A 25374-nucleotide genomic window follows, 5' to 3' on the forward strand; every position below is an offset into this window, starting at 1 on the left:
TTTATCTCAGCAAGAATTTCGCCACATACCTGCAAAAGTCACACAGAAACCGTGTCGTAAACCCATGTATCGCAACGTACGTCTGTAATACACCGAGCATATGGCACTGATCGGTTACGCCCGTGTCTCTACTCGCGAGCAGAACCCTGAAGGTCAGACTGATGTGTTGAGCTCGTCCGGGTGCGAGAAGCTGTTCGTCGATCGTGGCGACTGCACCACCTCCGGCTGCGGCGTCAAGGCCGAAGCCATGCCCATCACCGAGGGGATGGGCCGATGAGCGAGGAGTGCTGCGGTCCCGACGAGTCCAAAACGATCAGACCCAAGCCCGCCGCTCCAGTGCTCGACGGCGATGCGTGCTGCGGCCCCAAACTGCCCCCGGTATTCGCGAAGTCTCAGGAGGAAGAAGGCGAGCATGCGACGCGGCCCCCCTCGTGGCGCGACCCGGCACTGCTGCCCTCCGCCTTCTCCGGCACCGCCCTCGTGATCGGCTACCTCCTCGAGTCGAGCGGCGTAGAGATCCCCGCGCTCGTGCTGCAATGGGTCGCGCTGCTCTTCGGCGCCTACACCTTCGTCCCCAGCACCGTGCGACGCCTGATCCGTGGGCGCGTTGGCGTGGGCCTGCTCATGACGATCGCCGCAATCGGCGCCGTCGCCCTCGGGCACGTCGGTGAAGCTGCGGCGCTCGCTTTCCTCTTCTCCCTTGCCGAGGCGCTCGAAGACCGGGCCATGGATCGCGCCAAGGAAGGCCTGCGCGCCCTACTCTCGCTCATCCCCGACATCGCGCGCATCTCCCGACTGCACGGCGAAGAAACGATCCCCGTCGCGGAACTGCGCGAGCTCGACATCCTCATCATCGGGGCGGGGGAGCGGGTCGCTACCGATGGGATCGTCGTCGACGGCACCTCGAGCATCGACACCTCCGCCGTCACCGGCGAGTCCATCTCCGTCGCGGTGCGCCCGGGCGACGCAGTTCCGGCCGGAGCGATCAACGGTTCCGGCACCCTGCGGATCGAGGCAACCGCCGACGGCCGCGACAACTCGCTCACCCAGATCGTCGCTCTCGTCGAGCAGGCGCACGCCCGGAAGGGGGAGCGTGCCAGACTCGCCGATCGGATCGCCAGGCCGCTTGTACCGACCGTGCTTATCGTCGCCGCGCTCGTGGTCGTCTTCGGTTTCATTGTGGGAGATCCGACCACCTGGATCGAGCGGGCCCTCGTCGTGCTCGTCGCAGCCTCCCCGTGCGCACTCGCGATCGCCGTCCCGGTGACGGTGATCAGTGCGATCGGCTCCGCGTCGAAGTACGGCGTCGTCATCAAGTCCGGGCAGGCCTTCGAACAGCTCGGCACGATCCGCACCGTCGCCCTCGACAAGACCGGTACCCTCACCCGCAATGAGCCGCAGGTCGTCGAGGTTGCCAGCTACGGTTACGCCGAACATGAGGTGCTCGACTTCGCCGCCGCGCTCGAAGTCTCAAGCACCCACCCGCTCGCTGCCGCCATCGTCGCCGCAGCTCCGAACGCGAAGCCAGGGCAAGACGTCGCAGAGGAAGCCGGCCACGGCATCACCGGTGTCGTCGACGGCCGCCGCATCCGCGTCGGCAACACCCGCTGGCTCGACCCGGGCGCGCACCGGGAGGCCGCCTCGCAGCTGGCCGAACGAGGCATGACGGTCGTGGTGGTCGAGGTCGATGGGCAACTCGCTGGGCTCATCGGGATCCGCGATGAGCTTCGCGCGGAGTCGGCCGAGACGATCCGCATGATGCGCGACATGGGCATCACCCCCATCATGCTCACCGGCGACAACGAACGCACCGCCCGCGCACTGGCGGCCGAGGCCGGCATCCAAGACGTCCGTGCCGAGCAGCTCCCCGCAGACAAGGCCGGCGCCATCGGCGCACTCGCGGCTGCGTCGCCGACGGCGATGGTCGGCGACGGCATCAACGATGCCCCCGCGCTCGCGACGGCAACCGTCGGCATCGCGATGGGGGTTAAGGGCTCCGCCGCCGCCATCGAATCCGCCGACGTCGCCTTCACCGGTCACGATCTGCGCTTCATCCCGCAAGCTCTCGCACATGCACGCCGCGGCCGACGCATCATGACGTGGAACATCGGACTCGCCCTGGCCATCATCATCGTGCTCTTCCCCCTGGCGCTCTTCGGCGTGCTCGGCCTAGCCGGGGTCGTACTCGTGCACGAGCTGGCCGAGGTGCTCGTCATCCTCAACGGCATCCGGGCCGCGCGCCGGCCAACAGGTGCGAGGCCCCAGGCCCTGTCGCCGACCGCTACGCCGACGCCGGTCGACACGCCTGAGAACACGCTCGCAAAGTAGCAGTCCTATCTCCCCTTAGGGTTTCGATGCTAAATTGTTACATAACTATGGAGGTGACGAAGTGATGGGTGCACGCTCGGCGGCGCGACGACCGCTGTCTCGGCGTGCGCTCCTCACCCTCGTCTGGGTCGGTGCATTCGTCGTCCTCGGCCTGGCCGGGCTGCGGGCGCACAGCACCGAACTCGCCAGCGTCCCCGTCGTGGCCGAGGGTGCAGCAAGCAGCACCACCGCCTCGGCAGCCCCAGGCGACACGATCGTCGAAGGGGGCGAGCTCGCCGCCCACGGCAGTGTGCAAAGCTGGCACCTCGATCTCCTCACGGTCTGCATGCTCAGCATGCTCGCCACCCTCATGCTGTTCGTCCTCTTCACCCGGCGACCCTGGCTGCAGCAGCGACTCGGCAGGATCCGCGACTGGGCGGTCGCTCTGCCCCGCGCCCCCGCGCGCCCGCAGCCACTGCTGCTACTTCACTCGATCTCTCGCACCTGATCGGTACCGGGAACCCCACGCACGGGTAACCCGCGAAGCTCCGCGCGCCTCGACGAGGTGCCGCATTCTCGCTGAGAGCTTCCCTGGCCCCGTGTGAGCGCTGCCCTCGGCGTGACGCCGTCCGGCACCGCGGATCCTCGAACCTCACGCGGGCGCAGGAGCGCCCCCGATCAGGAGAAAGCACTTTGAACTCCACAGATTCACCGATCGAAGCCAAGCACTTCCTCTTCACCCTTGGCACCCTGGGCGCGAGCATCGTCTGCGCCATCGCCTCGTTCTTCGTCCTCGGAGTCGTCTTTTGAAGCGCCGCCGGTACCCAGAGCAGTCCGCGGAGCCTAAGCGGAGCACTTGGGTCGAACCCGTCGTCTTCGACGACCGGCCGGCCGAAGCCTCGGCACAGCCCCGCCGATCCAAGCATGCAGCCGCTGCTTCGCCATCGGCGCTGCGTCCCCTGATTCCGATGCCGCCCATCGCTAACCCCCTTACCGGAGGGGCGACTGCCCCAGGTGGCGGGGCAGTCGCCCAGGAGAGCCCGGAGCGGCGTCGTCCGAGGCTGCGCAGCTTCATCGTCGGCAGCTCGGCGCTCGCCAGCGTCGCCGTACTCGTCGCAGGCGCCGTCTTCCCGGCGACCACCGCCGCACTCGCCGACAGCCCCGTGCTCGCAAACCGACAACAGGCCTTCGTCACTGGGGACACCATCGACACCCCATCGCTCATCGACGAGATCCAGATCTCCCCGGTCACCATCGCCGCTCCTGACCTCGGATTGAACGGCGGGTCGCTCACTGTCAGCGGTCTCGCCGACACGAAGCTGGAATACCCCTTCGCCCAGGAAGTGCCCCTTACCGATGGCTTCGGGTACCGCCCCGCGCCGGTTGCAGGCTTCCACGACGCGCAGGATATGGGCGCCGCCGGCGGCACCCCGATCCGCATCGTCGGAGACGGTGTGATTACCGAGGCTGGTTGGGCCTCCGACGGGTGCGGCTTCTCGCTGCAAGTCCAGCACCAGGTCGCTGGGCAGAACGTGTTTAGCCGGTACTGCCACATGCAGGCGAACTCTCACTCCTGGCAGGTTGGGCAACCCGTTAAGGGCGGAGACCAAGCCGGGCTCGTGGGCACCACTGGCATGTCCTTCGGGAACCACCTGCACCTGGTGATGCGCGTCGAAGACGAACCTGTCGATCCGCTGCCGTTCATCGCCGCGAACTCGAAGTAGCCCCTCCCCGGCGAGCGATCGCCGGCCTCAGTAAGGACATCCCCTGCCCGTGTATCCCGCGAAGGCCAGCCTCGAGCTCGGCGACCTCTTCCAGTTCGATCTGCTCAGCGTGTCGCCGCTCGCCTGGCTCGCCATCGTCTGCCTCGCCCTATACCTCGCGGGAGCGATCTCCCTATGGATGCGCCGCAAACGATGGGGTATCAGTTCGACGCTTCTGTTCACGTTCGGATGCGTCATATGGTTTGCGGCAACCGGCCTGACCGCGAACGCCTACGCCGAGGAACTCGTCGCGGTGCTGCTCTTTCAGCAGATTACGCTTATGGTCGTCGTGCCCCCGTTCCTGCTCATGGGATCCCCGGGCCGGCTGTTGCTGCGCTCCACCCCGCGCCGCGGGGTCGGGCGCCCCGTGCTGCGCCTGGCCCTCTGCGCCTACCGCTCGCGCACCGCCCGGGTGCTCTTGCACCCGGCCACCGTGATCATCATCGCCGTTCTCGCCTTCCCCACCCTTTACTTCACCGACACGGTGAGCTGGTTCCTCGAGCTCCCGTCCGGGCATCTCATCCTGCTCACCCTGTTCCTTGCCTTCGGTATGATCGGTGCCGCCCCGCTGTGGTCACTCGACCCACTGCCGCGCGCCCCCTCATTCGTCGTGCGCATCGTCGACGTGCTCCTCGAAATCCAGATCCACGCGACCTTTGGACTCATACTGCTGCGCAGCACCGAGCCCATGTTCCGCTGGTACGCCGCCGACCCTGACGCCTGGGGGATCAGCCGCGCCCTCGACCAGGCCATCGCCGGCGGCCTGATCTGGTCGTACGGAGAGCTGCCGCTGATCATCGTGCTCATCGTCACCATCTCCAAATGGCGCACCAGCGATCTGCGGCAAGCGAAACGCCGCGAAGCGCAGGAGGATGCCGAGCTGGACGCCTACAACGCCTACCTCGCTTCTAAGTTCGGAAAGGAGCAGTGATGGCGACCGTCCTCACCTTCGCGCTCACCGGGATGCTCGGCCTGCTCGCCATCTTCCAGATCGCTCTGGCCGCCGGCGCGCCGCTCGGCAAGTTCGCCTGGGGCGGAGAACACACCACCCTCCCGCTCAACCTCCGCTTCGGCGCGATCTCCGCCGTGCTCCGCTACGCCTTCATCGTCTTCATCGCCCTCGATCGCAGCGGCACCATCGCTGTGCTCCCCGAGGAGTTCAGCTTCTGGGTGATGTGGCTCATCGTCGCCCACCTCGGGTTCAGCGTGATCCTCAGCCTGCTCTCCAAGAGCAAGTACGAGAAAATGACGCTCGCCCCCTACACGTTCGCGATGGGTGTGCTCAGCCTGCTCATCGCCCTCCAATAGGCCGCAGCATGGCGTGCGAGTCAGTCCATTCCCATGATCAGCGAGCACCCGCTCGTTACAATCGGGGTGTGTTCCCAGTTTCCCGCAGCGCCCGCACAACGCGGCGACGATTCACGATGAGAGCCGCAACGCTGCTCCTCGCCGCAATCGTCACCGTCGTGGGCCTGTGGGGTGTCTCCCATGCCGATGACGTCGGCCTGTCCACGCCGGCGGCCGCCTCGAGCACGGTCGCTGCCGCCTCCGTCGACGTCGCCGTCGGGCACCTCGTCGACACAGCGGGGGAGGCCGCCGCCAGCGACGGCATCGTGATCGGCGTCGTCACCTGCCTGCTCGGGATCCTCTGCGGCTTCGCCTTGGCGACGCTGATCGTGTTCCTGCTCCGCTGCCGACAGCTGCGCTTCCAGCGCCAGCGACCCCAGCTCGCCCCGATCGCCGCAGCTGCCGCCTTCGACCATCGCGGCCGGCATCGCTTCGGCCTGCACCACCTCAGTCTCCTGCGCATCTAAGCGCTCCTCACGCTGCCCCTTGGGGCAGGAACGGGCCGGCACGTCCGCCGTGCCCGCGACCGCGCGTTGAGGATTGAGGAGAACCGAGAACTTGAGGACGTCCAGAACGACGTACCTGCTGATGACCGCACTCGTGGCGACCGCCGCGATCAGCACCGGGCTGATCGGCTGCACCGCCGCCGAGCCGATGTCGGAACAGTACCAGCAGGGCAGCGAACGAAGCGGCACCTCCGACGGCCGCATCGTCGAGATCCCCGTCGACGAGCGCGGCGCCGCCGTGAGCTTCAGCGGCACCACCGAATACGGTGACCCCGTGTCAAGCGACGACTACGCCGGGCAGGTGTACGTCGTCAACTTCTGGTACGCCGCCTGCGGCCCCTGCATCATCGAAGCCCCCATGCTCGAAGAGGTCTGGCAGAACTACCAGGACGAGGGCGTCGGATTCCTCGGCATCAACATCTACGACCAGCCCGCAACCGCCGTCGCCTTCGCCGAAGAGAACGGCATCACCTACCCCAGCGTGATCGACGTGAACGACGGCCGCGTCAAGCAGGCCTTCGCCGGCGTCACCCCGATCCAAGCCACCCCCACCACGCTCGTGCTCGACCGTGAGGGGCGGGTCACGGCCCGCATCATCGGGCAACTCGAATCGGCCTCCATCCTCGACACGCTCGTCGCCGACGCACTCGCGGAGACCTCATGAGCCCGAGCGATCTCGTCTTCGACGGCGCACTCTGGGCCGGGGTGCTCATCGCCGCTCTCGCCGGCTTCGTCTCCTTCGCCTCCCCGTGCGTGCTCCCACTCGTGCCCGGCTACTTCGGCTACCTCGGCTCCGCCGTCGCCCCCGTCGAACAGAGCACCGCACCCGCAGGCAGCACCACGGCACAGCGCCGGCGCCTGCTCCTCGGCGTGCTCCTGTTCATCGTCGGGTTCTCCGTCGTGTTCGTCACCGTCACCGTGCTCGGCGGCGTCTTCGGCCAAGTCTTCCTCTCCTACGCCGACATCGCCACCCGCATCCTCGGCGTCGTGGTGATCGTCATGGGCCTCGCCTTCGTCGGCGTCTTCCGCAAGATGCAGCGCACCGTCCGCCCCCGCTTCCGAGCACGCCTGGGACTCGCCGGAGCCCCGCTACTCGGCCTCGCCCTCGGCATCGGCTGGACGCCGTGCATCGGGCCGACCCTCGCCGCGATCATCTCCGTCTCGTGGAACCTCGGCGATCCCATCCGTGCGGGGCTGCTCGGCGTCGCCTACTCGCTCGGCCTCGGCATCCCGTTCCTGCTGCTCGCCCTCGGGCTCGGCTGGGCGACCCGCTCGATGTCGTTCCTGCGCCGCCACATCCGCACCATCAACATCGCCGGCGGCGTCGTGCTCGTCCTGCTCGGCCTGCTCATGGTGAGCGGGCTCTGGACACGTCTCATGTCCTCCCTGCAGGGGGTGATGGCGAATGTCCAACTCCCGCTCTGACAACGACACCCTCCCCGCACGCCCGAGCGATCACGTCGACTCCACCGAACGCGGCGGAGGCGAGGTCGGGCTCGGCTGGCGGGGCTGGCTGCGCTGGGCATGGCGGCAGCTCACGAGCATGCGCACCGCCCTCATCCTGCTCCTGCTCATGGCGATCGCCGCGATCCCCGGTTCGCTCTTCCCACAGCGCCAGGCCGACCCCAACGGCGTCGTCAAGTACTTCGACGACAACCCCGAGCTCGCCCCCACCATCGACACGCTGCAGCTGTTCGACGTCTACAGCTCGGCCTGGTTCTCGGCCATCTACCTGCTGCTGTTCGTCTCCCTCATCGGCTGCATCATCCCGAGGATCAAGCATCATGCGAAAGCGCTCCGTGCGCCGGCGCCGAAGACCCCGGCGCGGCTGCAGCGCATGGTCGGCTATTCCTCGAGCGAACTGCAGATCGTCGCAGGCCGCACCTCCGAGGCCGACGTCGCCCAAGCCGTCGCGATCGCCGAGAGCGAGCTGCGCCATCGCGGATACCGCACCGCACGCTACGACACCCCGAGCTCCTGGTCGGTCTCCGCTGAACGCGGCTACCTGCGCGAAACCGGCAACCTCGTCTTCCACTCCGCACTCGTCGGGATCCTCGTCACCGTGCTCCTGAGCACCGGCCTCAACTACACCGGCGACCGGGTCATCGTGCAAGGCACCACCTTCGTGAACAGCGAGAGCGCCTACTCCTCATTCTCGCCAGGCCGAAACTTCGACCGGAGCTCGCTCACCCCCTACGCGCTGAGCCTCGACGGATTCGACGTCGAGTACGTCGATCCGGGGCTGCCCGGCGCGGGGCAGGCGGGCAACTTCGCCGCACACCTCTCCATCCGCGAGCCCGGCGACGACGACAGCCGGGCCGAGACAGTGCGGGTGAACTCACCGATCGAGGTGAACGGCGACCGCATCTACCTCCTCGGCAACGGCTACGCGCCGATGATCACGATCCGCAACGCCGCCGGCGACGTCGTCTACCAGGAGCCCCAGCCGTTCCTCCCGCAGGACTCCGCAATGACCTCGCTCGGCGTCATCAAAGTCCCCGACGGGCTCCCCGAGCAGGTGGGGCTCATAGGCTTCCTGTACCCGACGCAGAGCACGCTGGACACCGGCGCCTACTACTCGGTATTCCCCGATCTCTACAACCCGATGATGACGTTCAACGTGTTCACGGGCGACCTCGGCATCGACGACGGCACCCCGCGCTCGGTGTACCAGCTCGACACCGAGTCGATGACCCAGATCACCGGCGGCGACACCGGCGTCGACTCGATCGAGCTCACCCCGGGCGACACCGCTGACCTCCCGAACGGGATGGGCACCATCACCTTCGAGGATCTCACCGTCACCGAAGGCGCTGAGGAGCCGATCAAGCGCTTCGTCTCCCTGCAGATCCAACGCGACACCGGCGCCACCTGGGTGCTCATCTTCTCCATCCTCGCCACCGTCGGCCTCATCACCGGCCTGCTCATACCGCGCCGCCGACTCTGGGTGAAGGCCACCCTCACCGACCCGGTCGTCGGCGAACGCAAGGTCAAGATCGAGTACGCAGGCCTCGCCCGTGGCGAGGATCCCGCCCTCGAACGCTCCATCGAGCAGTTCCGCACCAGCCACCTCTCGGCCATCGCCGAGCAACTACCGTCACCACACTTCAAGAAGGGAACCCCATGAACCGGCCCCCGCACACCGTGCAGAAACCGACCAAGAAACTGAGCACCTCGCAGAAAGCGGCGCTCATCGCGATCCCCGCCGTGCTGCTCATCGCGCTCATCCTGATCCTCATCTCGGTGCTCAACCGTCCCGAAGTCCAGGCACCCGGCGAGTCGTCGAACGGTAGCGGGACGGGCGGCGGAACCCCCACGCAGAGCGACGTGCCGCTCGTGCAGGAGAACTCGCACGTCCTCGACGACGCCGGCGAGGGCGCGCCGGTGCTCGTCGAGTTCCTCGACTTCGAATGCGAAGCCTGCGGCGCCGTCTACCCGGTGATCGAGGAAATCCGTAAGCAGTACGACGGCCAGATCACCTACGTCCCCCGCTACTTCATCACCAACCACGCGAACTCGATGAACGCCGCCATCGCGGTCGAGGCCGCGTCACAGCAGGGCAAGTTCGAGGAGATGTACCAGAAGCTCTTCGAATCGCAGCCCGAATGGGCGGAGCAGCAGACCTCCCAGGCCGACAAGATCCGCAACTACGCCGAGGAGCTCGGGCTCGACATGGCCGCCTTCGATGCGGCCGTCGCCGATCCTGCGACCCAGGCGAGGGTCGAAGAGGATCACAACGCGGGCATGGCACTCGGCGTGCGCGGCACCCCGACGTTCTTCCTGAACGGCGAGCTGCTGCAGCCGCAGTCCGTCACCGACATCACCGACGCCCTCGACGCGGCGATCGCGGAGAGCAAGGAGTAGCCATGGATCTGCAACTGCAGGCCGCACTCGACGAGTTCTCCGTGCTCGCCGTCTGGTCGGCGATCACAATCTACGTCCTCGCGTTCCTCGCCTTCGCCTACGACCTCTCGCAGCGCGCCTCAGCCGCACCGGTCAAGCAACGAGAGGCCGTGCTCGTCGGAGCCGCCGGCGGCCCCACGCCCGCAGCGGAGAACGGGGCAGGGGAGGGGAGCCTCCGCGTGCCCGGCGCCGAGCGGTCACGGCGCTACTTCGCACGACTGGGCATCGCGTTCACCGCGCTCGGCTTCGCCCTCCATCTGGCCGCCACCGTCACGCGCGGGATCGCGGCCGAACGGGTGCCGTGGGCGAACATGTACGAGTTCGCCCTCATCGGCACCCTGCTGATCGTCGCCGTCTACCTCGTCGCCCTGCGCTGGTACGACCTCCGATTCCTCGGCGTCTTCATCGTCGGCATGGTGGTGTTCTTCCTCGGCGGCTCGACGATCTCCTTCTACGTCGAAGTGACCCCGCTGATGGATCCGCTCAAGAGCATCTGGCTCATCATCCACGTCTTCGTCGCCTCACTCGCCACCGCGCTGCTCGCGATCGCGGCAGGCCTCTCCGTGATGCAACTGCTGCAGGCACGCCGCGAACGGATCAAGACCGCCGGCGGCGACGAGGTGGCCCCCGACCGCGGCTACCTGCGCACGCTCCCGAAGGCCGACGTGCTCGAGACGCTCGCCTACCGCTTCGCGATCCTCGGCTTCATCTTCTGGACGTTCACCCTCATCGCCGGGGCGATCTGGGCGAACGAGTCCTGGGGCCGCTACTGGGGCTTCGACGTGAAAGAGGTCTGGACGTTCGTGATCTGGGTGATCTACGCGGGCTACATCCACGCCCGCGCCACCCGAGGCTGGCGAGGGACGAAGTCGGCCTGGCTGTCGCTCATCGGCTTCGCCACGGTGATCTTCAACTTCACCATCGTCAACCTCTACTTCCAGGGCCTGCACGCCTACTCCGGCGTCAGCTGAGCCGCCCCACGACCACGCCCGAGATACGAGCACCAGGAAGGAGGATGCGGTGACGACCACGGAGACACGACCGGCACAAGACGACCCCAATGCGCCCCACGCAGCGGCACCGCACGCGGCGCCGTCGTCGCGCAGCACTCCGGCCGCGCACGGCCTGCCGTGGGGCGCGGCGATCCCGGTCGCCGCCCTCTCGGGCCTGCTGCTCGACGTCGCGTTCCCGAGCGTCGGCTGGTGGCCGCTCGCCTTCCTGAGCATCGCCGGCGGCCTCTGGGCTCTCGTGGGCCGCAGCGTCGGGGGTGCGTTCCTCGTGGGCCTCGCCTACGGTGCCGCGTTCTACTTCACGCACCTCATGTGGGTCGTGCAGTTCCTCGGCCCGATCCCCTGGGTCGCGCTCGCCGGACTCGAGTCGCTGCTCTTCGCCCTTGGCGCGATCCCGATCGCGCTCGCCTACCGCTGGGGCGCGGCCCTCCGGCATCGCCTCGCCCGCACGCTGCTCCTCCCGGCGCTCATCGCGGCGCTCTGGGCCGCACGCGAACTCCTCCTCGGCACCTGGCCCTACAGCGGATTCCCCTGGGGCAGAATCGGCATGTCCCAGGCGGGCGGCCCCTTCGCCGAAGCCGCCTCCTGGGTCGGCGTCACCGGCCTCACCTTCCTCATCGTCTGGCTCTGCGCCACCGTCGTCGACTGGGCCATCCGGCCCCGGACGCGCACCAGGCTGCTCCCCGCAGCGGTGATCCTCGCTCTCCTGCTCATGCCGGCCTTCCCCACGAGCGAGGCGGGCAGCCTCCGCGTCGGCTGGGTGCAGGGCGACGGGCCCGCCGGCTACTTCGACCCGCGCAGCCCCGGCGATGTGCTCGCCGCCCAACGCGCAGCGAGCGACGCCATCCTCGGCGAAGCGATGGATCTGCTCGTCTGGCCCGAGGGCGGCGTCGACTCCGATCCGCTGAACACCCCGGCCACCGCCCGCACCCTCGACGCTGTCGTCGCCGAAGCCGGGGCCCCGCTCCTCATGAACGCGGCCACCGTGCGAGGCGAGGACACCTACAACACCTCGATGCTCTGGGAAGGCGGTGATGCTGAGCAGCTGCACGACAAGGTGAACCCCGTGCCGTTCGGCGAATATGTGCCCGACCGGTGGTTCTACGAACGCATCGTGCCAGACCTCGTCGGCCTCATCCAACGCGAATATACCCCGGGCACGAACCCACCGCTCGTCTCCGTCGACGGCATTCAGGTTGGTCTCGCGATCTGCTTTGACGTCATCTACGACACGGTGATCTGGGACGGGGCGCGTGGCGGGGCGAAGTTTTACGTCTTTCAAACCAACAACGCCGACTTTCGAGGCACCGATGAGAACCTGCAGCAGCTCGAGTTCGCACGCATGCGCGCCATCGAAACCGGTCGTGCCGTCGTGAACGTCTCGACCGTGGGCACCAGCCAGGTCATCACCCCTGACGGCACCTTTATCGACGGCGCCCCCGCCGATACACCGGACGCCGCCATCACCACCGTGCCGCTGCGCACCGGGCTCACCCCGGCCGTCCTCGTCGGCTCGACCCTCACCCTACTCATCCCCATCGCCGCGCTAAGCGGGCTCCTCACACTGGGCCTGCTCAAGGGGCGACGGAGCCGCACGACGCCCCACCCGACCGCGCCCGAATTGACCGAGAGCGGCGCATCGGCCAAACCCCCAACGAAAGCATCATGACCCACAAACCACAACACCACCCGCCCGCCGATGAGCGTACCGACCCTCCGATGCAGCCTAGGAACCGTCGCCCCTCCCGCCGACTGCTGTTCGTCTACAGCTGCGCCATTGCCGCTCTCACGATCGCGTTCGACGTGATCAGCAAGCAGCTCGCCCTGCACTTCCTCGACACAGAGAATCGCATCCCCCTGCTCGGTGATCATTTTGGGCTGCAGCTCGCCTTCAACACCGGGGCCGCGTTCTCGATCGGTTCCCAGCTCACCCCGTTCATCACGTTGCTCGGGATCGTCGCCTCCGTGCTCCTTGTCCGGGCCGCACTCCGCACGGAGCACCGCATCTATGCCGCCTCGATCGGGTTGATCCTCGGTGGGGCTTTCGGTAATCTCACTGACCGCATCTTCGCCCCGCCGGGATTCGGCAGCGGCGCGGTCACTGATTTCCTCACCTATGGGCAGCTATTTATCGGCAACATCGCCGATGTCGCGATCGGTGCCGGCGTCGTGCTTTACGGCATCGGCGCCTTGCGTCTCCACGCGGTCTCCCGCACACGAGACACCGTCGATCCTGTCGAGAATCACGAAGCCGACCCACCGACCCCCAATTCCGTGGCGACGCGAACAGAGACGACGCATCCATGAGTCAGAAACAGCAGACCCCGTCCTATCAGCGCAACGCGCTGCTCCCAGGATTTATTGCCCTCGCCACGCTCGTCGTCGGCGTCGCTTTCGTTGGCACCGAATGGTTCACCGTCTTTCGTTTTGTCATCGCGATCCTCGCGCTCATCGTCGTCTGGTTCGCGGTACAGGCCCGTCACTGGTGGTGGGTGCCCGTCTTCGTCGCGATCGCCGTGATCTGGAACCCTGTCTACCCGTTCGAGTTCAGCGGCATCTTCTGGATCCTCGCCCAGCCACTCGCCGGTAGTACTTTTCTGATCGCCGGTGCGCTCATCAAACGGTCCCGTGACACCGCACCCGTCTCCCAGCCCACCGTGTCCCACCATCTGAAAGTACTCAAAGAAGTTGACGTCCTCACGGCGCAGCGGCGTGGTACGTGGGTTTGGTACCGGATCACACCCGGCCGGCAGCAAGCAGTCACGGCGCTACTCGAATCGTTCGCCCCGGCCGCACTGACAGGGCCGCTAGATACTCAGTCAGACGTGGTGCGTCCGGACTTTGATGCCCGTGTGACCCGACTCGCTGACGAGCTCGCCGCAGAAGTACCCGAGCTTGACGCGCAGATCGTTCGCTCCATCGTGCGTGAGTCCTACACTGCGCTCGCCAGCACCGCACGAGTGACCACTGCGCTCATCCCACTCACCGAACGGTTCGCCCGCCAACGCATCAGCGACTTCACGAAACATCACGACACATCCGCACCTCAAGTGCTGTTTGTCTGCGTCGCAAACGCCGGTCGTTCCCAGCTCGCCGCAGCGCTCGTGAATCAGATCTCGGACGGACGCGTTATCGCTCGCTCGGCAGGGTCCCAACCGGCCGATGTGATCCACCCTCACGTGCGGTCACTGATTGCGGACATCGAAGGGGAAAGTGCCGCGGCTGATCGGTTCCCGAAACCACTCACCGACGATGCGATTCGTGCTGCAGACGTGGTGATCACGATGGGGTGCAGAGACGTATGCCCCATCATCCCGGGCGTCCGCTACGAGGACTGGGCCGTGGGCGATCCCGCTCTCGCGTCCGACGCGGGCGTGCAAGCCATCCGGGATGACATTGCCGCCCGAGTCCGCACCCTCGTCGACGGCCTCACCCACTAACCAACTATCTGGAGCGACTCATTCATGACTGACACCAATAAGCCCTCCGTACTGTTCGTCTGTGTGCATAACGCTGGCCGGTCCCAGATGGCCGCAGGATTTCTGCGCGACATCGCCGGAGACCGCATCGAGGTTCGATCGGCGGGCTCGATCCCAGCCGATCAAATCAACCCAATGGCCATCGCCGCGATGGCGGAACTCGGTATCGACATCACTTCGGAGCAGCCCAAAGTACTCACCACAGAAGCGGTACAGGCCTCTGACGTTGTCATCACAATGGGCTGTGGAGACGCCTGCCCGTTCTTCCCCGGGAAACGCTACGAAGACTGGAAGCTTGATGATCCGGCCGGGCAGGATCTTGACTCAGTACGACCCATCCGTGACGAGATCCGTACACGCATCAGTCAGCTTGTGAGCGAATTGGTGTAGCTCACAAGCCCTAGAAGCGACCGTTTGTGAGGTGCAACGTAGGTTGTCACCGCGCACCTCAGGATAAGAGGTACCTTCTTCGCGGCGCTAGATAGCAGTCTTGGGGGGTAGGGCCCGTTGGAGCTCGCGGTACACCGTGGCGCGAGAGATATCGAACAGTTCGGCGAGCTCCGTCTGCGTATGGGTGCCAGCCGCGTGAGTGGCGAGCAGATGGCGGCGCTTTGTAGCCGTGAGCTTGGGCTGCTTCCCGCGGAGCTTCCCGGCAGCTTTCGCGATCGCCATTCCTTCACGAGTGCGGGCTCGAATAAGATCTGCCTCGAATTCCGCGACCATCCCGAGCACATTGAATAGGAGCCGGCCTACCGGGTCGGCAGGGTCGTAAATTGATCCGCCCAGGCTGAGTGCGACACCCTTACGAGTGAGTTCGTCGGCGATATCTCGGGCATCGGGTAGTGACCGTGCAAGTCGGTCGAGCTTGGTGACAACGAGCGTATCGCCGGCACGCACCGCGACCAGCGCCTCGCGCAGTCCGGGGCGACTGCGGTTGGTGCCGGTGAGGCCGTGGTCGACGTGAATGTTCTCCGGGTCGACGCCGAGAGCGATGAGTCCTTCACGCTGCGCGGTGAGGTCTTGCCCGCTAGTCGAAACACGTGCGTACCCAATTTTTAACCCGCTCATGTACTTAGTGTCGCATTTATGGCCCCGTCAGCGGGCATTTAATCGGGCGGGGTATACGAGCACCTGGATCCCTTATGTTCCCGCAGCGGGGTTCTTGCGGAATGAGCGCCCGGTGAGCGACCGCCTTACGGGCACGGAGTATCAGTGAGAACTATGCCGCCCTTAGCCGTTGCACGGGCATGTGACGTGGTCCGAACGGGATGATGTTTCATGCGACGTCTAAGATCGGTGACAACTCAGCGTGAGTTCAATGAATAGGCTGGAACGCGTTGACGAAGTAACCGTAGTCATCGAAATCCAGAGCCAGCGGCGCCATCAACTTGAAGAGCTCTGTTCCCGTGCCCTGCAACCGCAACCTGGACGGATTGATATCAGCGACCCCAAGAATGTAGCTCGCATCTGCATCCGTAACTAAGTCGAGCTTGACTAACTGATAAAGCTCGAACAGCACACCCACTTGAAGCGGTTCAAGTCCTCCACCGCCTCGGAAATCCCTCGTGCGAATGGCGTTCATCAGAGTGCCGTTACCGATGACAACGACGCTTATCAACTGTCGGTACGTGAGTGATTCGAGGAGTGAAAGTATGTAAGCTGCGTGACTCGAGTCGAGATCGTCCCGAAAAACAACGTTGGTGTAGAAGTTCGCCAGCAGTTCAATTTTCCGTTCTTCAAAGGCGTTTTGTGCTGCCAAGAAAGTGCCTTCGAGCAGTTCTTCGGCCTCTGCGCGAAGTATCTTCCCTTTCTTACGCTCGCGTGGCCTGAAAAAAGAAGCCGACCTCGGTTTCTTGCCATCATTCAGGCGCTGCACGACTTGGGATTGAGCCAAAATGTAGACTGCACCCATTCGCTCTCGCTCGGTTTCGGCGGTGAACCGCGATGCTATGTCTCCTGCCACCGACTTCATGCCGTCCTGCAGGAGAGCACCCGTCGCCGCGCCAATGAGAGTTCCGGCTGGGCCTGCAACAAGGGTGCCAACCGCTGCGCCCGTTGCGATTCCGAGCGCACCCGATCCTGAAATGATCATGTTCTGAAGTGCAGAATCGTTGCCGTCTTTTTCGCTCACGTGACCCTTTGTCTCTTCTTTGTCTCTATGGGCGGAAAAAGTTATGCCGTCCAACCTCGTCGTCTATTCCAAAGTAGGTGACCGCGGCCGACGCTCAGAGCTTGCCGAAGGTCGGCAAAGGGGCAGCGAGTTAGCCGCTGTGCCGAAAGCGGGAGCCCGTCAAGAACGTATGGGCCCCCGCCTATCTTCGGACAAGGACGCGCTTAGCAGCGCTCGCACTTGCGGGTGTATGGGCCTTTGCCGGATCGTCTGTTTTGCGGTGGGATCTGCTTCCCTGAAGGGCAACCTTCGTTGTCATGCCAAACATCTGGGTCCGAGGGGTTGATCGAGTGGTACGTCATTGGGAACTCCTTTATACGCGCTGTCCTCTTTGACAGGTATAGCTAATTTTAGGTGCAGGGCTAAGCCACGGGAAGTATTTGGCGGCGACACCCCTTGACCGCCTGATGCGCACGCAAAAGGACTGTTTTCTCGGAGCCGAGAATCATTCGCCGCAAGGATGCATGAAACTAGCCTCTGTTGTTCCTTCGAAAGTGGGAACCCGACGCTCACAACCGACAAGCCCGTTGGGGGAACGGCTTAAGCGCAAGTTGGCATGGCGCTACTCCGCCGAGAGCGCAGCATCGAGCGCGTTGGGTAGGTCTTCTGGACCTGTGAGCTCGATCATTTCCCCGTCGAGGAAGAAGGTCGGGGTGCCTGTCACACCGAGGGCTTCACCTGCGTCGAAGTCTTCTTGGACTCGAGCCTGCGTATCAGGGTCCGCAATCGCATTATCAAACCGTTCCATATCGAGGCCGATCTGCTCGGCGTACCCTCGGAAAAGTTCGGCCTCGGAATCACGGCCTTCCCCCCATTGCTTCTGTGTTTTGAACATGAGATGGAACATGTCCTCGTACTTGCCTTGCTCGGCTGCAGCTTCAACCGCGATGGCGGCGTTCATGGAGTTGAAGTGACCATCGAGGGGGAAGTACCGGACGACGTAGTTAATCCGGCCGTCGTACGCCTCACGTATTTGCTCAATGTATGGGTAGAGAGCACCGCAGGCCTCGCACTCGAAATCAAGGAACTCGACGACCGTGGGCGCATCCGGACCCGCTGAGTCCAAATAGTGGGAATCTTCGGCGAGCGTTCGAGCCGCTTTGTCTCCGGTCGGCAACGCAACGGGTTCGGGGCGACTGAATATGGTCCAGAGAATTGCGATGGCTGCAACAAGCAACACTGCTGGCACGGAAATGATCGCAGCCTTGGTCGACGTACTGAGCCGTCCGCAAGAAGATGGGAGAGTCGATTTCTCCAAGATTTCTCCGATGATCACAAGCGGGGGAATGGGACGAGGCGTGGGAGGCCAGAGGGTGTTCCAATCGCGATGCAGCTCCAGAGGGGACTGCATTTCTTGGAGACACGGCTTCGGTTAACTAAACTCGCGGCTGCAACAAGCAATCTACTTGCCGCCCGGCCACGGTCGCAGGATCAGCTGACCCTATAGGCCGGAAGGACCGCAGCTCTTGTACGGTCCCCGCAGGGGTGAGTGGGGCGACTAGAAATGGCCGTCCCACCCTGTTGACTATAGAGACGCCAGAATCTCTTCCATCTTTTGAATCTCACCTGTTTGGTCGTCCATGATTTTCTGCCCCAACGCAACCGCATCCGGGTTTGAGCCATTGTCAACTTCATCCTGAGCCATATCGATAGCGCCACGGTGATGCTCGATCATCTGCTCAAGGAATAGCCGTGAGGCTTCCACGCCAGTCGCCTCGTCGAGGGCCTGCATGTCCGTCTCGGACATCATGCCGGCACCATGATCCATGCTTCCCATATCCGAGGTGTCGGCACCCCAATCTTCAAGCCAGCTTTCCAGCTGCTGGATTTCCGGTGCCTGGGCATCTTTGATCTCGCCTGCGAGCGACACGACCCGCTCATCAATACCCCCCTTGCTGAGGATGGTGTCGGACATGTCGATCGCCTGGCTGTGGTGTTCGATCATCATGCTGGCAAACATGGTGTCTGCTTCGTTTGCTTCAGCAGTTGCAGCTTCTGAACTACTGGTGCTCCCGTGGTCCATCCCGGTCATGTCACTACTTGTGTCGGTGTTTCCGGCACAGCCAGCGAGGGTGAGGATTGCCGTAAGTGTGATCGCGGCGGTCGCCGCGGTACGAGTTTTCATGAGTGGATTCTCCAATTCGCTGAGGATGCTCAATACGAGTGAGTAGAAGTGGGAAATGCCAGCGCTAATGCCGGCTCATCCCTGTTCAAGTTCGACTGATTCCGAGCGCCACCAACGAAGGCGGCGGAAGGGGTCGGATGTGTGCTTTCCATCGCGAGACGCGCGCGCTATTTCCTTCTCGGAACACACCGGTGCGCCAGCTCAAACGGATACCAATGAAGAGTGCGACAGTGAGGAGGAGCGCGAGAGCACATTCCATCCAAGTAACGCTGCCCGTGCAATTCATGCATCCGTGTGAAGGAGTACCTGCAGGGTCACTGTCCGACGCCGCTTCATCGGCACCAGGGTGAGCGAACCCGACCATGTTCTGCGTTTCCACGGTGGCATTGTGCCGAGCCGGCACCAGGTGCGAATTGAGAGAGTGCATTGCGAGAAGTCCCGCGATAACTCCGACCGTGATGGCGAGCATCGTGAAGAGTGCACGAACTCGCGAACGCGAATCACGTACAGGTCCCATCGTGGCGACCACAGTCATGTGCACCTCCATCCATTCCAGCGTACGTACTGCTAGCTCGCGAGTTACCTTCTGACAACTGCTTCTGGGCGGAGGTCCAGGCGGCGCAGTAGTTGGGCGTTCAGGGCCACAACAATCGTGGAAAGCGACATGAGGATCGCGCCTATCGACATCGGAAGCACGAACCCGATAGGGGCGAGTATGCCGGCAGCCAGTGGAACAGAAATGAGGTTATATCCGGCCGCCCACCACAGGTTTTGTTTCATTTTGCGATAGCTTGCTCGCGACAACTCGATGACCGACACCACCGACCGGGGGTCATCGCTTGCGAGAATCACTCCGGCTGATGCAATCGCTACATCGGTGCCAGCACCGATAGCGATTCCGACGTCGGCTTGGGCGAGAGCTGGTGCGTCATTTACGCCATCTCCGACCATGGCAACTCTGCGTCCTTCGTTTTGCAGTTCTTTAACCTTGGAGGCCTTGTCTTCGGGCCGTACGCCTGCGAAGTAACGATCAATACCGATATCCGTTGATACAGTCGCGGCGACGGCTTCAGCGTCGCCAGTGATCATCACGACGTCAACGCCGCGTTCTCTCAGAGCGGTGACGGCGGCAAGAGACTCAGGCCGAATTTGATCGGCAAGCCGCAGAGCGCCGGCCACCTTTCCCTCGATGAGAACATGCAGGATGATCGCCCCTTCTTTTCGCCACAGCTCAGCAATGGGAAGTTCCTCTACATGTTCCTGCTGCAACAGGTAGGGACCGCCGACCTGCACGATGCGACCATCGACTCGAGCTCGGACGCCGACAGCCGGCGATGACTCAAAGTCCGTGGCGTTCGGGATGGCGAACTGTTGTTCTTTCGCTGCGTTCACGATTGCGCGAGCGAGAGGGTGCTCAGAATCGTTTTCTGCTGCCGCCGCGAGGGCCAGCAGTGCATCTGGGCCGAGCTGCCCCGCCGGGTGCACAGCCGTTACAGCAGGCGCGCCCTCGGTAAGGGTTCCCGTCTTATCAAACAGCACCGTATCGATCGTCCGCATGCTTTCCAATGCGAGCCTGTCTTTCACGAGGACCCCTCCTCGTGCAGCTCGCTCAGTGGCAATGGAAACCACCAAAGGAATTGCGAGGCCAAGGGCGTGAGGGCACGCGATCACCAAGACAGTGATCGTGCGAATCACCGCAGCATCAGGCAAACCAACCACCGTCCACACGAGTGCGGTAATTGCTGCTGCGATGAGAGCGAACCAGAACAACCACGCAGAGGCGCGGTCGGCTAGTCGCTGCGCCCGGGACGACGAGTTTTGCGCTTCAGAAACAAGTTTCTGGATACCGGCAAGCGCGGTGTCTTGTCCTACCGCCGTAATTTCAACACGAATGCCTGAATCGGTCGCAACAGTGCTGGCAACGACCTGATCCCCGACGCTGCGACGAACTGGGTGAGATTCGCCAGTGATCATCGACTCGTTCATGCTGGCGGAACCTTGAATGACCCGCCCATCGGCAGGTACACGCCCTCCCGGGCGGACCACGACGACATCGCCAACTTCGAGATCCTCGGGAGCGATGGTGATGGTGCTCTGCCCCTCGACCCTCTCCGCTTCGTCAGGAAGAAGCGCGGCCAGCGAATCGAGCGCAGAAGTGGTCTGAGCGAGAGATCGCATCTCAATCCAGTGGCCTAGAAGCATGATGACGATCAGTAGCGCCAGCTCCCACCAGAAGTCCAGCTCGTGGTGCAATATCCCGAGGCTCGCACCCCAGGAAGCGAGGAAAGCGACAGTGATCGCCAGGGCGATGAGGAGCATCATGCCCGGTTTGCGGGCGCGAAGCTCGCTGACAGCGCCCGTGAGGAATGGGGCGCCGCCCCATACATACATGACGGTGCCAAGGAGAGGGGATACCCAGCTCACCCACTGAGCCTCCGGCAGCGAATAGCCCAGCAGCATTGAGAACATCGTGGAAAATCCCACGACGGGCACGGCGAGGATGAGCATGAGCCAGAACAGTTTCCGAAACCCTGCCACGTGATCTCCGTGACCTGCGTGGCCTCCGTGATCCGAGTGTCCGTGCTCGGAGTGACCGGCTGCAGGAGCCTGACCCCGGTGGCTAACATGCTCGTGCGTCATGTGACCATGGGTATTCCCTGACGTGGAAGCGTCACTTGGAAGAATGCCGTGGTCTGCTGGTTCGCTTTGTACAGGGTCGAGCTGGCTCATTGACGTCTCCTTCGATCATGCACCTTTTCGGTGACAAATCATGCGTCGAACGCTTCAGGCGTTCTCATTGTCGGAACACCCGACTGCTAGATCAAGCGAGTTTCCACGAAATATCCAATGTTCTCGATAGCGCCTTGAATCGCGGCAGCGTCGACCGGGGCCGTGGCTTTGAGAGTTATCTGCGAAATACCGCTGGCGTTGAGCTCGACAGAAACGCTCTCGACATTGCTGATACTCGTGAGTCCTGCGGTCACGCTTGCAACGCAGTGGGAACAAGTCATGCCGGATACGAGGATCTCGTTGGTCACTTCGGTCTTCGTTGCACGAGTGGTATCGGAGGTGACGGGCTTCGCGCAACAAGAGGAGCCCGAAATGATGTCCACCTGCGGGGCATCGAAACTGTCAATCATGATGTTCTCCTCCGAGTCGAGCGGGTTGGGTTTAGGAACGGACCAATCGTGCGATTGCGTCCTGAGCTTCACGGATCTTGTCGGCAGCTACTTGGCCGCCTTCTGCGCTTGCCTCAGCAACGCAGTGGCTGAGGTGGTCGCCGAGGAGCGATAGGGCGACGGTTTCAAGCGCTTTCGTCGCGGCTGAGACCTGCGTCAGAATGTCTATGCAGTATTTGTCGTCGTCAACCATCCGCGCGATTCCGCGTACTTGGCCTTCGACACGACGCAATCGCTTCTGCAAGTCGTCCTTGTTCTGTTCGTAACCGTTCACGTGATGCACGATACCCCCAGGGGGTATAAATTGCAATAGGTGATGCTGGACGCCCATGCCGCCGACCGCTCGTGAGCCTCCCGCTCAGCTACCGGAATGCTCGTGCTCGCCCGGAGGTCACGTCCGCGCCTCGCAAACGGCTACGAGACTACTGTCGCCCTGGATCCAATGTGGTCCTCTCGGGGTTTGAACCAGAGCGTCGTCGAAAGAGAGCGTTCATCTCACTTTTCGTTCGCTTGGATGTACGGGAGCGGATCGATGGGTTCACCGTTCAACCGCAGGGCAAGGTGCAAATGAGGTCCGAAGGACATACCGGTGTTTCCAACTCGACCGGCTTCATCACCTATCTTGACCGTGTCGCCCACCTGATAGGAATGCGAGTTGGCTTCCATGTGGCAGTACCGGCTCGTGAGGTCTTGCCCATTGATGTTGTGCTGCAGCTTGAGGCCGAATCCGCAACCGTCAGTTGCAAACCCAGCCTCCAAGACGACACCACCTGCAATCGCCCGAATTGATGTGCCTCCTGGCGCTCCAATGTCCTGGGCGTCATGGAATTGCGCGACGGGCTCGGTGCGATAGCCGAAGCTATCGGTATTTGGCCACTGCTCGTCGAAGGGGTATCGCACGGATGAGCCAGAGAGCGAACTCGCGTCGACCAGTCCTTTCTCGGCGGTTACATCCGGCGGCAGGGGGATGGTCTTGATGGAGACTGCTTGCAAGGCATCCGCTACGGGTCCAGCGTCTTCTTCACTGAATAATTTCTGTGGTTGTACCGATGCCCGGTTGGTGAGGGGCTCGGCGGCTGAGCTGTTCAACGGGAAGAGGGTGGCAGTGAGCAGCGCTCCCACACAAACAAATGAGGAGGCCGCAGAGACGATACGTTTCCAGGAGCGTTTCGTCAGTAACCCCGAATGGGAGGTTTCATCAGCAACGGTCGAAAAACCGGTGAATGGGGTGTCTTTGGTGCTGATATTCCAGGCAGGGAGCGGTGTCATGTAGGACTCTCCTGAGGGTCCTAGTCTGGTGCGACCGCGCTGCCTGCCAGACGCTCGGGGAGGTGACGTGATCAGACGGCCGTGAGGAGTCAACTGCTGTGGTCGCACAGCGCCACGGCCGCTACCCGTCCGACTACTTGAGGCGGATGCCGCGCTCTTGGGTGTCTGCTGTGCCTCAGCGGGAAATGAGAAATTCACGAGAACAATGCTCCGATCGCTGCATATCCTATGACTGCAATAGCTGCCGTCAGCACAAGGATTGCGATGATAAACGCAGTGGAATTTTTGAAGGGGTTCTGATTGGGGTTCATGCGCGTAACTCCGCTCGTTAGCCTTTTCCGGCAATGACTCTGACTTCATCCGTCGCGAGTTCGACCACGCCACGATCATCAACCCAGACCGGAGCGTCACTGAGTGCGATACCTAGGGCTTGTACGGTCCCCTCGGCCTGCGCAATCTGAACCCAGTTCCCTTGCGCGTCGTTTTGCCAGAGAGTCCCTTCAACATCGACCCCGACGAGCGCTCCATTGCTTTTCGCCTCAATTGCGTAGAAGAGCGGAGCCTCAGCAACCGGGACAAAGGTGTCTCCATCGTCCGCGCTCAGTTGAAGCCCATCCTTGGTCAATGCGTACACCGATTTGTTTGCCTTCGTGACGTCAACGGCTTCGATCTGGGCGCCTTTCTCCCAGGTGAGCCCAGCATCCGAACTTCGGAGCAGGACTTGCTCCGACGAGCCAACGCCGTAGAGAGTGCCGTCTGAGCTAGCTGTAAGCACGTGAAAATCTTCGACACCATTCATTGACACTGATTCCCAATTCTTGCCCTGATCATCGCTTCGAATGATGCCCAGGTTTGGGGAACCGAGTTGTTCTGGGGTCTCTGGGCCGGGATGACCCGACGCTATGAAAGCGTCCCCTAGAAGGGTGAATCCCATCGCGTCAAAGTCGTTGCCTCCCACAGGACCATCTACTTTGCCACCGAGGGTGACGGTGAAGATGCCGTTGTGTGTGCCGAGGAGAACGCCCTCACTTCTGGGGTCGCCCGCGATGGAGTGCACATGCTCGATACGCGGCGGAGACGTATCAGCAGGGGGATTGCCTGGAGATGCACACCCCACGACAGTAAAAGCTCCAATGGTGAGGATGAAGGCAGCGAAAGATCTCTTCACTATGTTCTCCGAATTTCTACTGAGGCGTAAAACGCCCTAATTCTGTCTGAGCCCAGAGCTGCAAGAAGCTCAGTTCCGCGTCTGGGCATGAATAAGCGCTCGGATACACATGCAGTGTCCAAAGCAAAATTTGGACCGGTGCGCTCGACTCGTTCTTGTTTCAGAGTCAACACGGAACGATGGCTATGCCCAATTTCAACTCGAGAAGAATTGGCCAATACTGGCCGTACCGAGACAGGTCACTCAGAGCACACGTGCGGTCGCCGGGGTCGATTCAGGTTCGACTGATCGACAGCGAGATGAGGGAGGGCGGCCTGACATAGCGCGCCACAAAAAGGTAAGAAAAGGGCAGAAATATTGCCCTGTGAAGGTGCGTTAGGCGTCTGAAGAGAGGCCGCCTGAGTATGAGCAACCCGATCATCAGAGCTAGAACACACGCCATAGCCAGCATCCCGTGTTCATCGGAATGTCCGACTGGATCACATTCAACACCACAAGGCGATGAATCGGTGTGCGCCGTACCACTCACCAAGCTTGGGTCACCGATGCCCGCAGCAGGAGTTAGAACGTCAACACCATGATTCCCCACGACGTCAGATAAAGTCACGGCCGAAGGTTGAGCACCCGTGCCTCTGCCGTTTTCCGTGGAGCTGACACTCAGTGTGTGCATCCCTAGGAGACCGGCAATCACCAAAACGATGAGACCAGCCGCCGCGAACCAGAGATACGCATGAGGCCGGTGGCCTGCGCGTTGCTGCGGAATGGGGTTCACGGTACTCAATCTCATCTCGGACTGCCGTGCACGCTAGCACTTTTATCTGGGTATCTCTAAAGTCAAGAAGCCGAGAGCTACTGGTTCTTGCCAGGCCGAGGGCCTAATTGAGCCAGGAAACTTCCTTGACGCAGAATTTGTCAGGGAGGTGGCACGTAGTGTCCATGTGGATGACGAGGGCCACGTAGGCAGCCGCGACGACCATGCCGATCGCGATCAGCACGCTAAGTAACCTCTTCACATTCACCCGTCATCGGATCGTGCGCAGTCGTGCGCCTGGAGGAGCCAGCACGGAGGTCGGCTCTTTTCTTCTCGGGCTACGCCCCGTTTTATGCAGTGAAGCCTTCGGCAGCATACGGCCACTTCGCGTTCCGCC

General features: G+C 63.0%; 27 protein-coding genes. 16 read left to right on the plus strand and 11 right to left on the minus strand.

All coding sequences use genetic code 11. The annotated features are described in order from the left end of the window. Positions 1–100 precede the first annotated feature (100 nt). The 16 genes from ABFX18_RS14215 (at position 101) to ABFX18_RS02440 (ending at position 14705) form a co-directional block, all read left to right on the plus strand. Positions 101–277: a recombinase family protein gene (locus ABFX18_RS14215; RefSeq protein ID WP_010155352.1), complete on the plus strand. Its 177-nt coding sequence runs from the start codon at positions 101–103 to the stop codon at positions 275–277. Further along, entirely contained in the window at positions 274–2328 is a 2055-nt protein-coding gene (locus tag ABFX18_RS02370) for a heavy metal translocating P-type ATPase (RefSeq protein ID WP_346057246.1), read from the plus strand. Before ABFX18_RS14215 ends, ABFX18_RS02370 begins: the two co-directional genes overlap by 4 nt. 64 nt (positions 2329–2392) lie before the next feature. Then, positions 2393–2815 (plus strand): hypothetical protein, encoded by a 423-nt coding sequence (locus ABFX18_RS02375; RefSeq protein ID WP_010155349.1) that lies wholly within the window; start codon positions 2393–2395, stop codon positions 2813–2815. Positions 2816–3275: 460 nt separating this feature from the next. Further along, complete coding sequence (locus ABFX18_RS02380) at positions 3276–4031, plus strand: M23 family metallopeptidase (protein ID WP_346057247.1); 756 nt, start codon at positions 3276–3278, stop codon at positions 4029–4031. 49 nt (positions 4032–4080) lie between these two features. Beyond that, positions 4081–5001, plus strand: coding sequence for a cytochrome c oxidase assembly protein (locus ABFX18_RS02385; RefSeq protein WP_346057248.1), 921 nt, complete (start codon positions 4081–4083; stop codon positions 4999–5001). Then, positions 5001–5378, plus strand: a complete 378-nt coding sequence (locus ABFX18_RS02390; protein WP_010155346.1) for a hypothetical protein — start codon at positions 5001–5003, stop codon at positions 5376–5378. The genes ABFX18_RS02385 and ABFX18_RS02390 overlap by 1 nt, the downstream gene beginning before the upstream one ends. A 116-nt stretch (positions 5379–5494) precedes the next feature. Next, positions 5495–5884 carry a hypothetical protein gene (locus ABFX18_RS02395; RefSeq protein ID WP_010155345.1) on the plus strand — a complete coding sequence of 130 codons (390 nt, stop codon included), beginning with the start codon at positions 5495–5497 and terminating at the stop codon, positions 5882–5884. Positions 5885–6005: 121 nt separating this feature from the next. Continuing rightward, on the plus strand, positions 6006–6587 hold the full coding sequence (locus ABFX18_RS02400) for a TlpA family protein disulfide reductase (RefSeq protein WP_158053169.1): 582 nt from the start codon (positions 6006–6008) through the stop codon (positions 6585–6587). Continuing rightward, positions 6584–7348 carry a cytochrome c biogenesis CcdA family protein gene (locus ABFX18_RS02405; protein ID WP_010155343.1) on the plus strand — a complete coding sequence of 255 codons (765 nt, stop codon included), beginning with the start codon at positions 6584–6586 and terminating at the stop codon, positions 7346–7348. The genes ABFX18_RS02400 and ABFX18_RS02405 overlap by 4 nt, the downstream gene beginning before the upstream one ends. Beyond that, positions 7329–9050, plus strand: coding sequence for a cytochrome c biogenesis protein ResB (gene resB / locus ABFX18_RS02410; RefSeq protein WP_346057249.1), 1722 nt, complete (start codon positions 7329–7331; stop codon positions 9048–9050). Before ABFX18_RS02405 ends, resB begins: the two co-directional genes overlap by 20 nt. Beyond that, positions 9047–9787 (plus strand): DsbA family protein, encoded by a 741-nt coding sequence (locus ABFX18_RS02415; RefSeq protein WP_010155340.1) that lies wholly within the window; start codon positions 9047–9049, stop codon positions 9785–9787. Before resB ends, ABFX18_RS02415 begins: the two co-directional genes overlap by 4 nt. Before the next feature lie 2 nt (positions 9788–9789). Next, positions 9790–10797 (plus strand): c-type cytochrome biogenesis protein CcsB, encoded by a 1008-nt coding sequence (gene ccsB / locus ABFX18_RS02420; RefSeq protein ID WP_010155339.1) that lies wholly within the window; start codon positions 9790–9792, stop codon positions 10795–10797. Positions 10798–10846: 49 nt separating this feature from the next. After that, positions 10847–12505, plus strand: a complete 1659-nt coding sequence (gene lnt, locus ABFX18_RS02425; protein WP_010155338.1) for an apolipoprotein N-acyltransferase — start codon at positions 10847–10849, stop codon at positions 12503–12505. Further along, positions 12502–13143, plus strand: a complete 642-nt coding sequence (locus ABFX18_RS02430; protein ID WP_143025971.1) for a signal peptidase II — start codon at positions 12502–12504, stop codon at positions 13141–13143. Before lnt ends, ABFX18_RS02430 begins: the two co-directional genes overlap by 4 nt. Next, a complete protein-coding gene (locus tag ABFX18_RS02435; protein WP_346057250.1) occupies positions 13140–14276 on the plus strand; it encodes a DUF6804 family protein in 1137 nt (378 codons plus the stop codon). Before ABFX18_RS02430 ends, ABFX18_RS02435 begins: the two co-directional genes overlap by 4 nt. Positions 14277–14300: 24 nt before the next feature. Next, entirely contained in the window at positions 14301–14705 is a 405-nt protein-coding gene (locus ABFX18_RS02440) for an arsenate reductase ArsC (RefSeq protein ID WP_346057251.1), read from the plus strand. A gap of 87 nt (positions 14706–14792) precedes the next feature. On the opposite strand, the gene ABFX18_RS02445 is transcribed toward ABFX18_RS02440, so the two are convergent. From ABFX18_RS02445 to ABFX18_RS14225, 11 genes are all read right to left on the minus strand, one after another. Then, on the minus strand, positions 14793–15383 hold the full coding sequence (locus ABFX18_RS02445; RefSeq protein WP_346057252.1) for a recombinase family protein: 591 nt from the start codon (positions 15381–15383) through the stop codon (positions 14793–14795). A 247-nt stretch (positions 15384–15630) separates the two neighbouring features. After that, positions 15631–16446: a glycine zipper family protein gene (locus ABFX18_RS02450; protein WP_346057253.1), complete on the minus strand. Its 816-nt coding sequence runs from the start codon at positions 16444–16446 to the stop codon at positions 15631–15633. A 601-nt stretch (positions 16447–17047) separates the two neighbouring features. Next, a complete protein-coding gene (locus ABFX18_RS02455; protein WP_346057254.1) occupies positions 17048–17743 on the minus strand; it encodes a DsbA family protein in 696 nt (231 codons plus the stop codon). Positions 17744–18010: 267 nt separating this feature from the next. Then, positions 18011–18610, minus strand: coding sequence for a DUF305 domain-containing protein (locus ABFX18_RS02460; protein ID WP_346057255.1), 600 nt, complete (start codon positions 18608–18610; stop codon positions 18011–18013). Between the two features lie 85 nt (positions 18611–18695). After that, positions 18696–19157 (minus strand): DUF6153 family protein, encoded by a 462-nt coding sequence (locus tag ABFX18_RS14220; RefSeq protein WP_428833623.1) that lies wholly within the window; start codon positions 19155–19157, stop codon positions 18696–18698. 32 nt (positions 19158–19189) lie between these two features. After that, positions 19190–21250: a heavy metal translocating P-type ATPase gene (locus ABFX18_RS02465; protein WP_346057398.1), complete on the minus strand. Its 2061-nt coding sequence runs from the start codon at positions 21248–21250 to the stop codon at positions 19190–19192. A 176-nt stretch (positions 21251–21426) separates the two neighbouring features. Then, on the minus strand, positions 21427–21750 hold the full coding sequence (locus ABFX18_RS02470) for a heavy-metal-associated domain-containing protein (protein WP_346057256.1): 324 nt from the start codon (positions 21748–21750) through the stop codon (positions 21427–21429). A 31-nt stretch (positions 21751–21781) separates the two neighbouring features. Beyond that, the gene (locus ABFX18_RS02475) at positions 21782–22063 is read right to left on the minus strand and encodes a metal-sensitive transcriptional regulator (RefSeq protein ID WP_010155301.1); all 282 of its coding nucleotides are present in this window, start codon (positions 22061–22063) and stop codon (positions 21782–21784) included. A 221-nt stretch (positions 22064–22284) separates the two neighbouring features. Further along, positions 22285–23058, minus strand: coding sequence for a M23 family metallopeptidase (locus ABFX18_RS02480; protein WP_346057257.1), 774 nt, complete (start codon positions 23056–23058; stop codon positions 22285–22287). A 328-nt stretch (positions 23059–23386) separates the two neighbouring features. Continuing rightward, positions 23387–24226, minus strand: coding sequence for a F510_1955 family glycosylhydrolase (locus ABFX18_RS02485; RefSeq protein ID WP_346057258.1), 840 nt, complete (start codon positions 24224–24226; stop codon positions 23387–23389). A gap of 274 nt (positions 24227–24500) precedes the next feature. Beyond that, the gene (locus ABFX18_RS14225; RefSeq protein ID WP_428833624.1) at positions 24501–25013 is read right to left on the minus strand and encodes a DUF6153 family protein; all 513 of its coding nucleotides are present in this window, start codon (positions 25011–25013) and stop codon (positions 24501–24503) included. Positions 25014–25374: the final 361 nt, after the last annotated feature.

Origin of the sequence: Leucobacter alluvii (assembly GCF_039530485.1) — a bacterium.
GTDB lineage: Bacteria > Actinomycetota > Actinomycetes > Actinomycetales > Microbacteriaceae > Leucobacter > Leucobacter alluvii.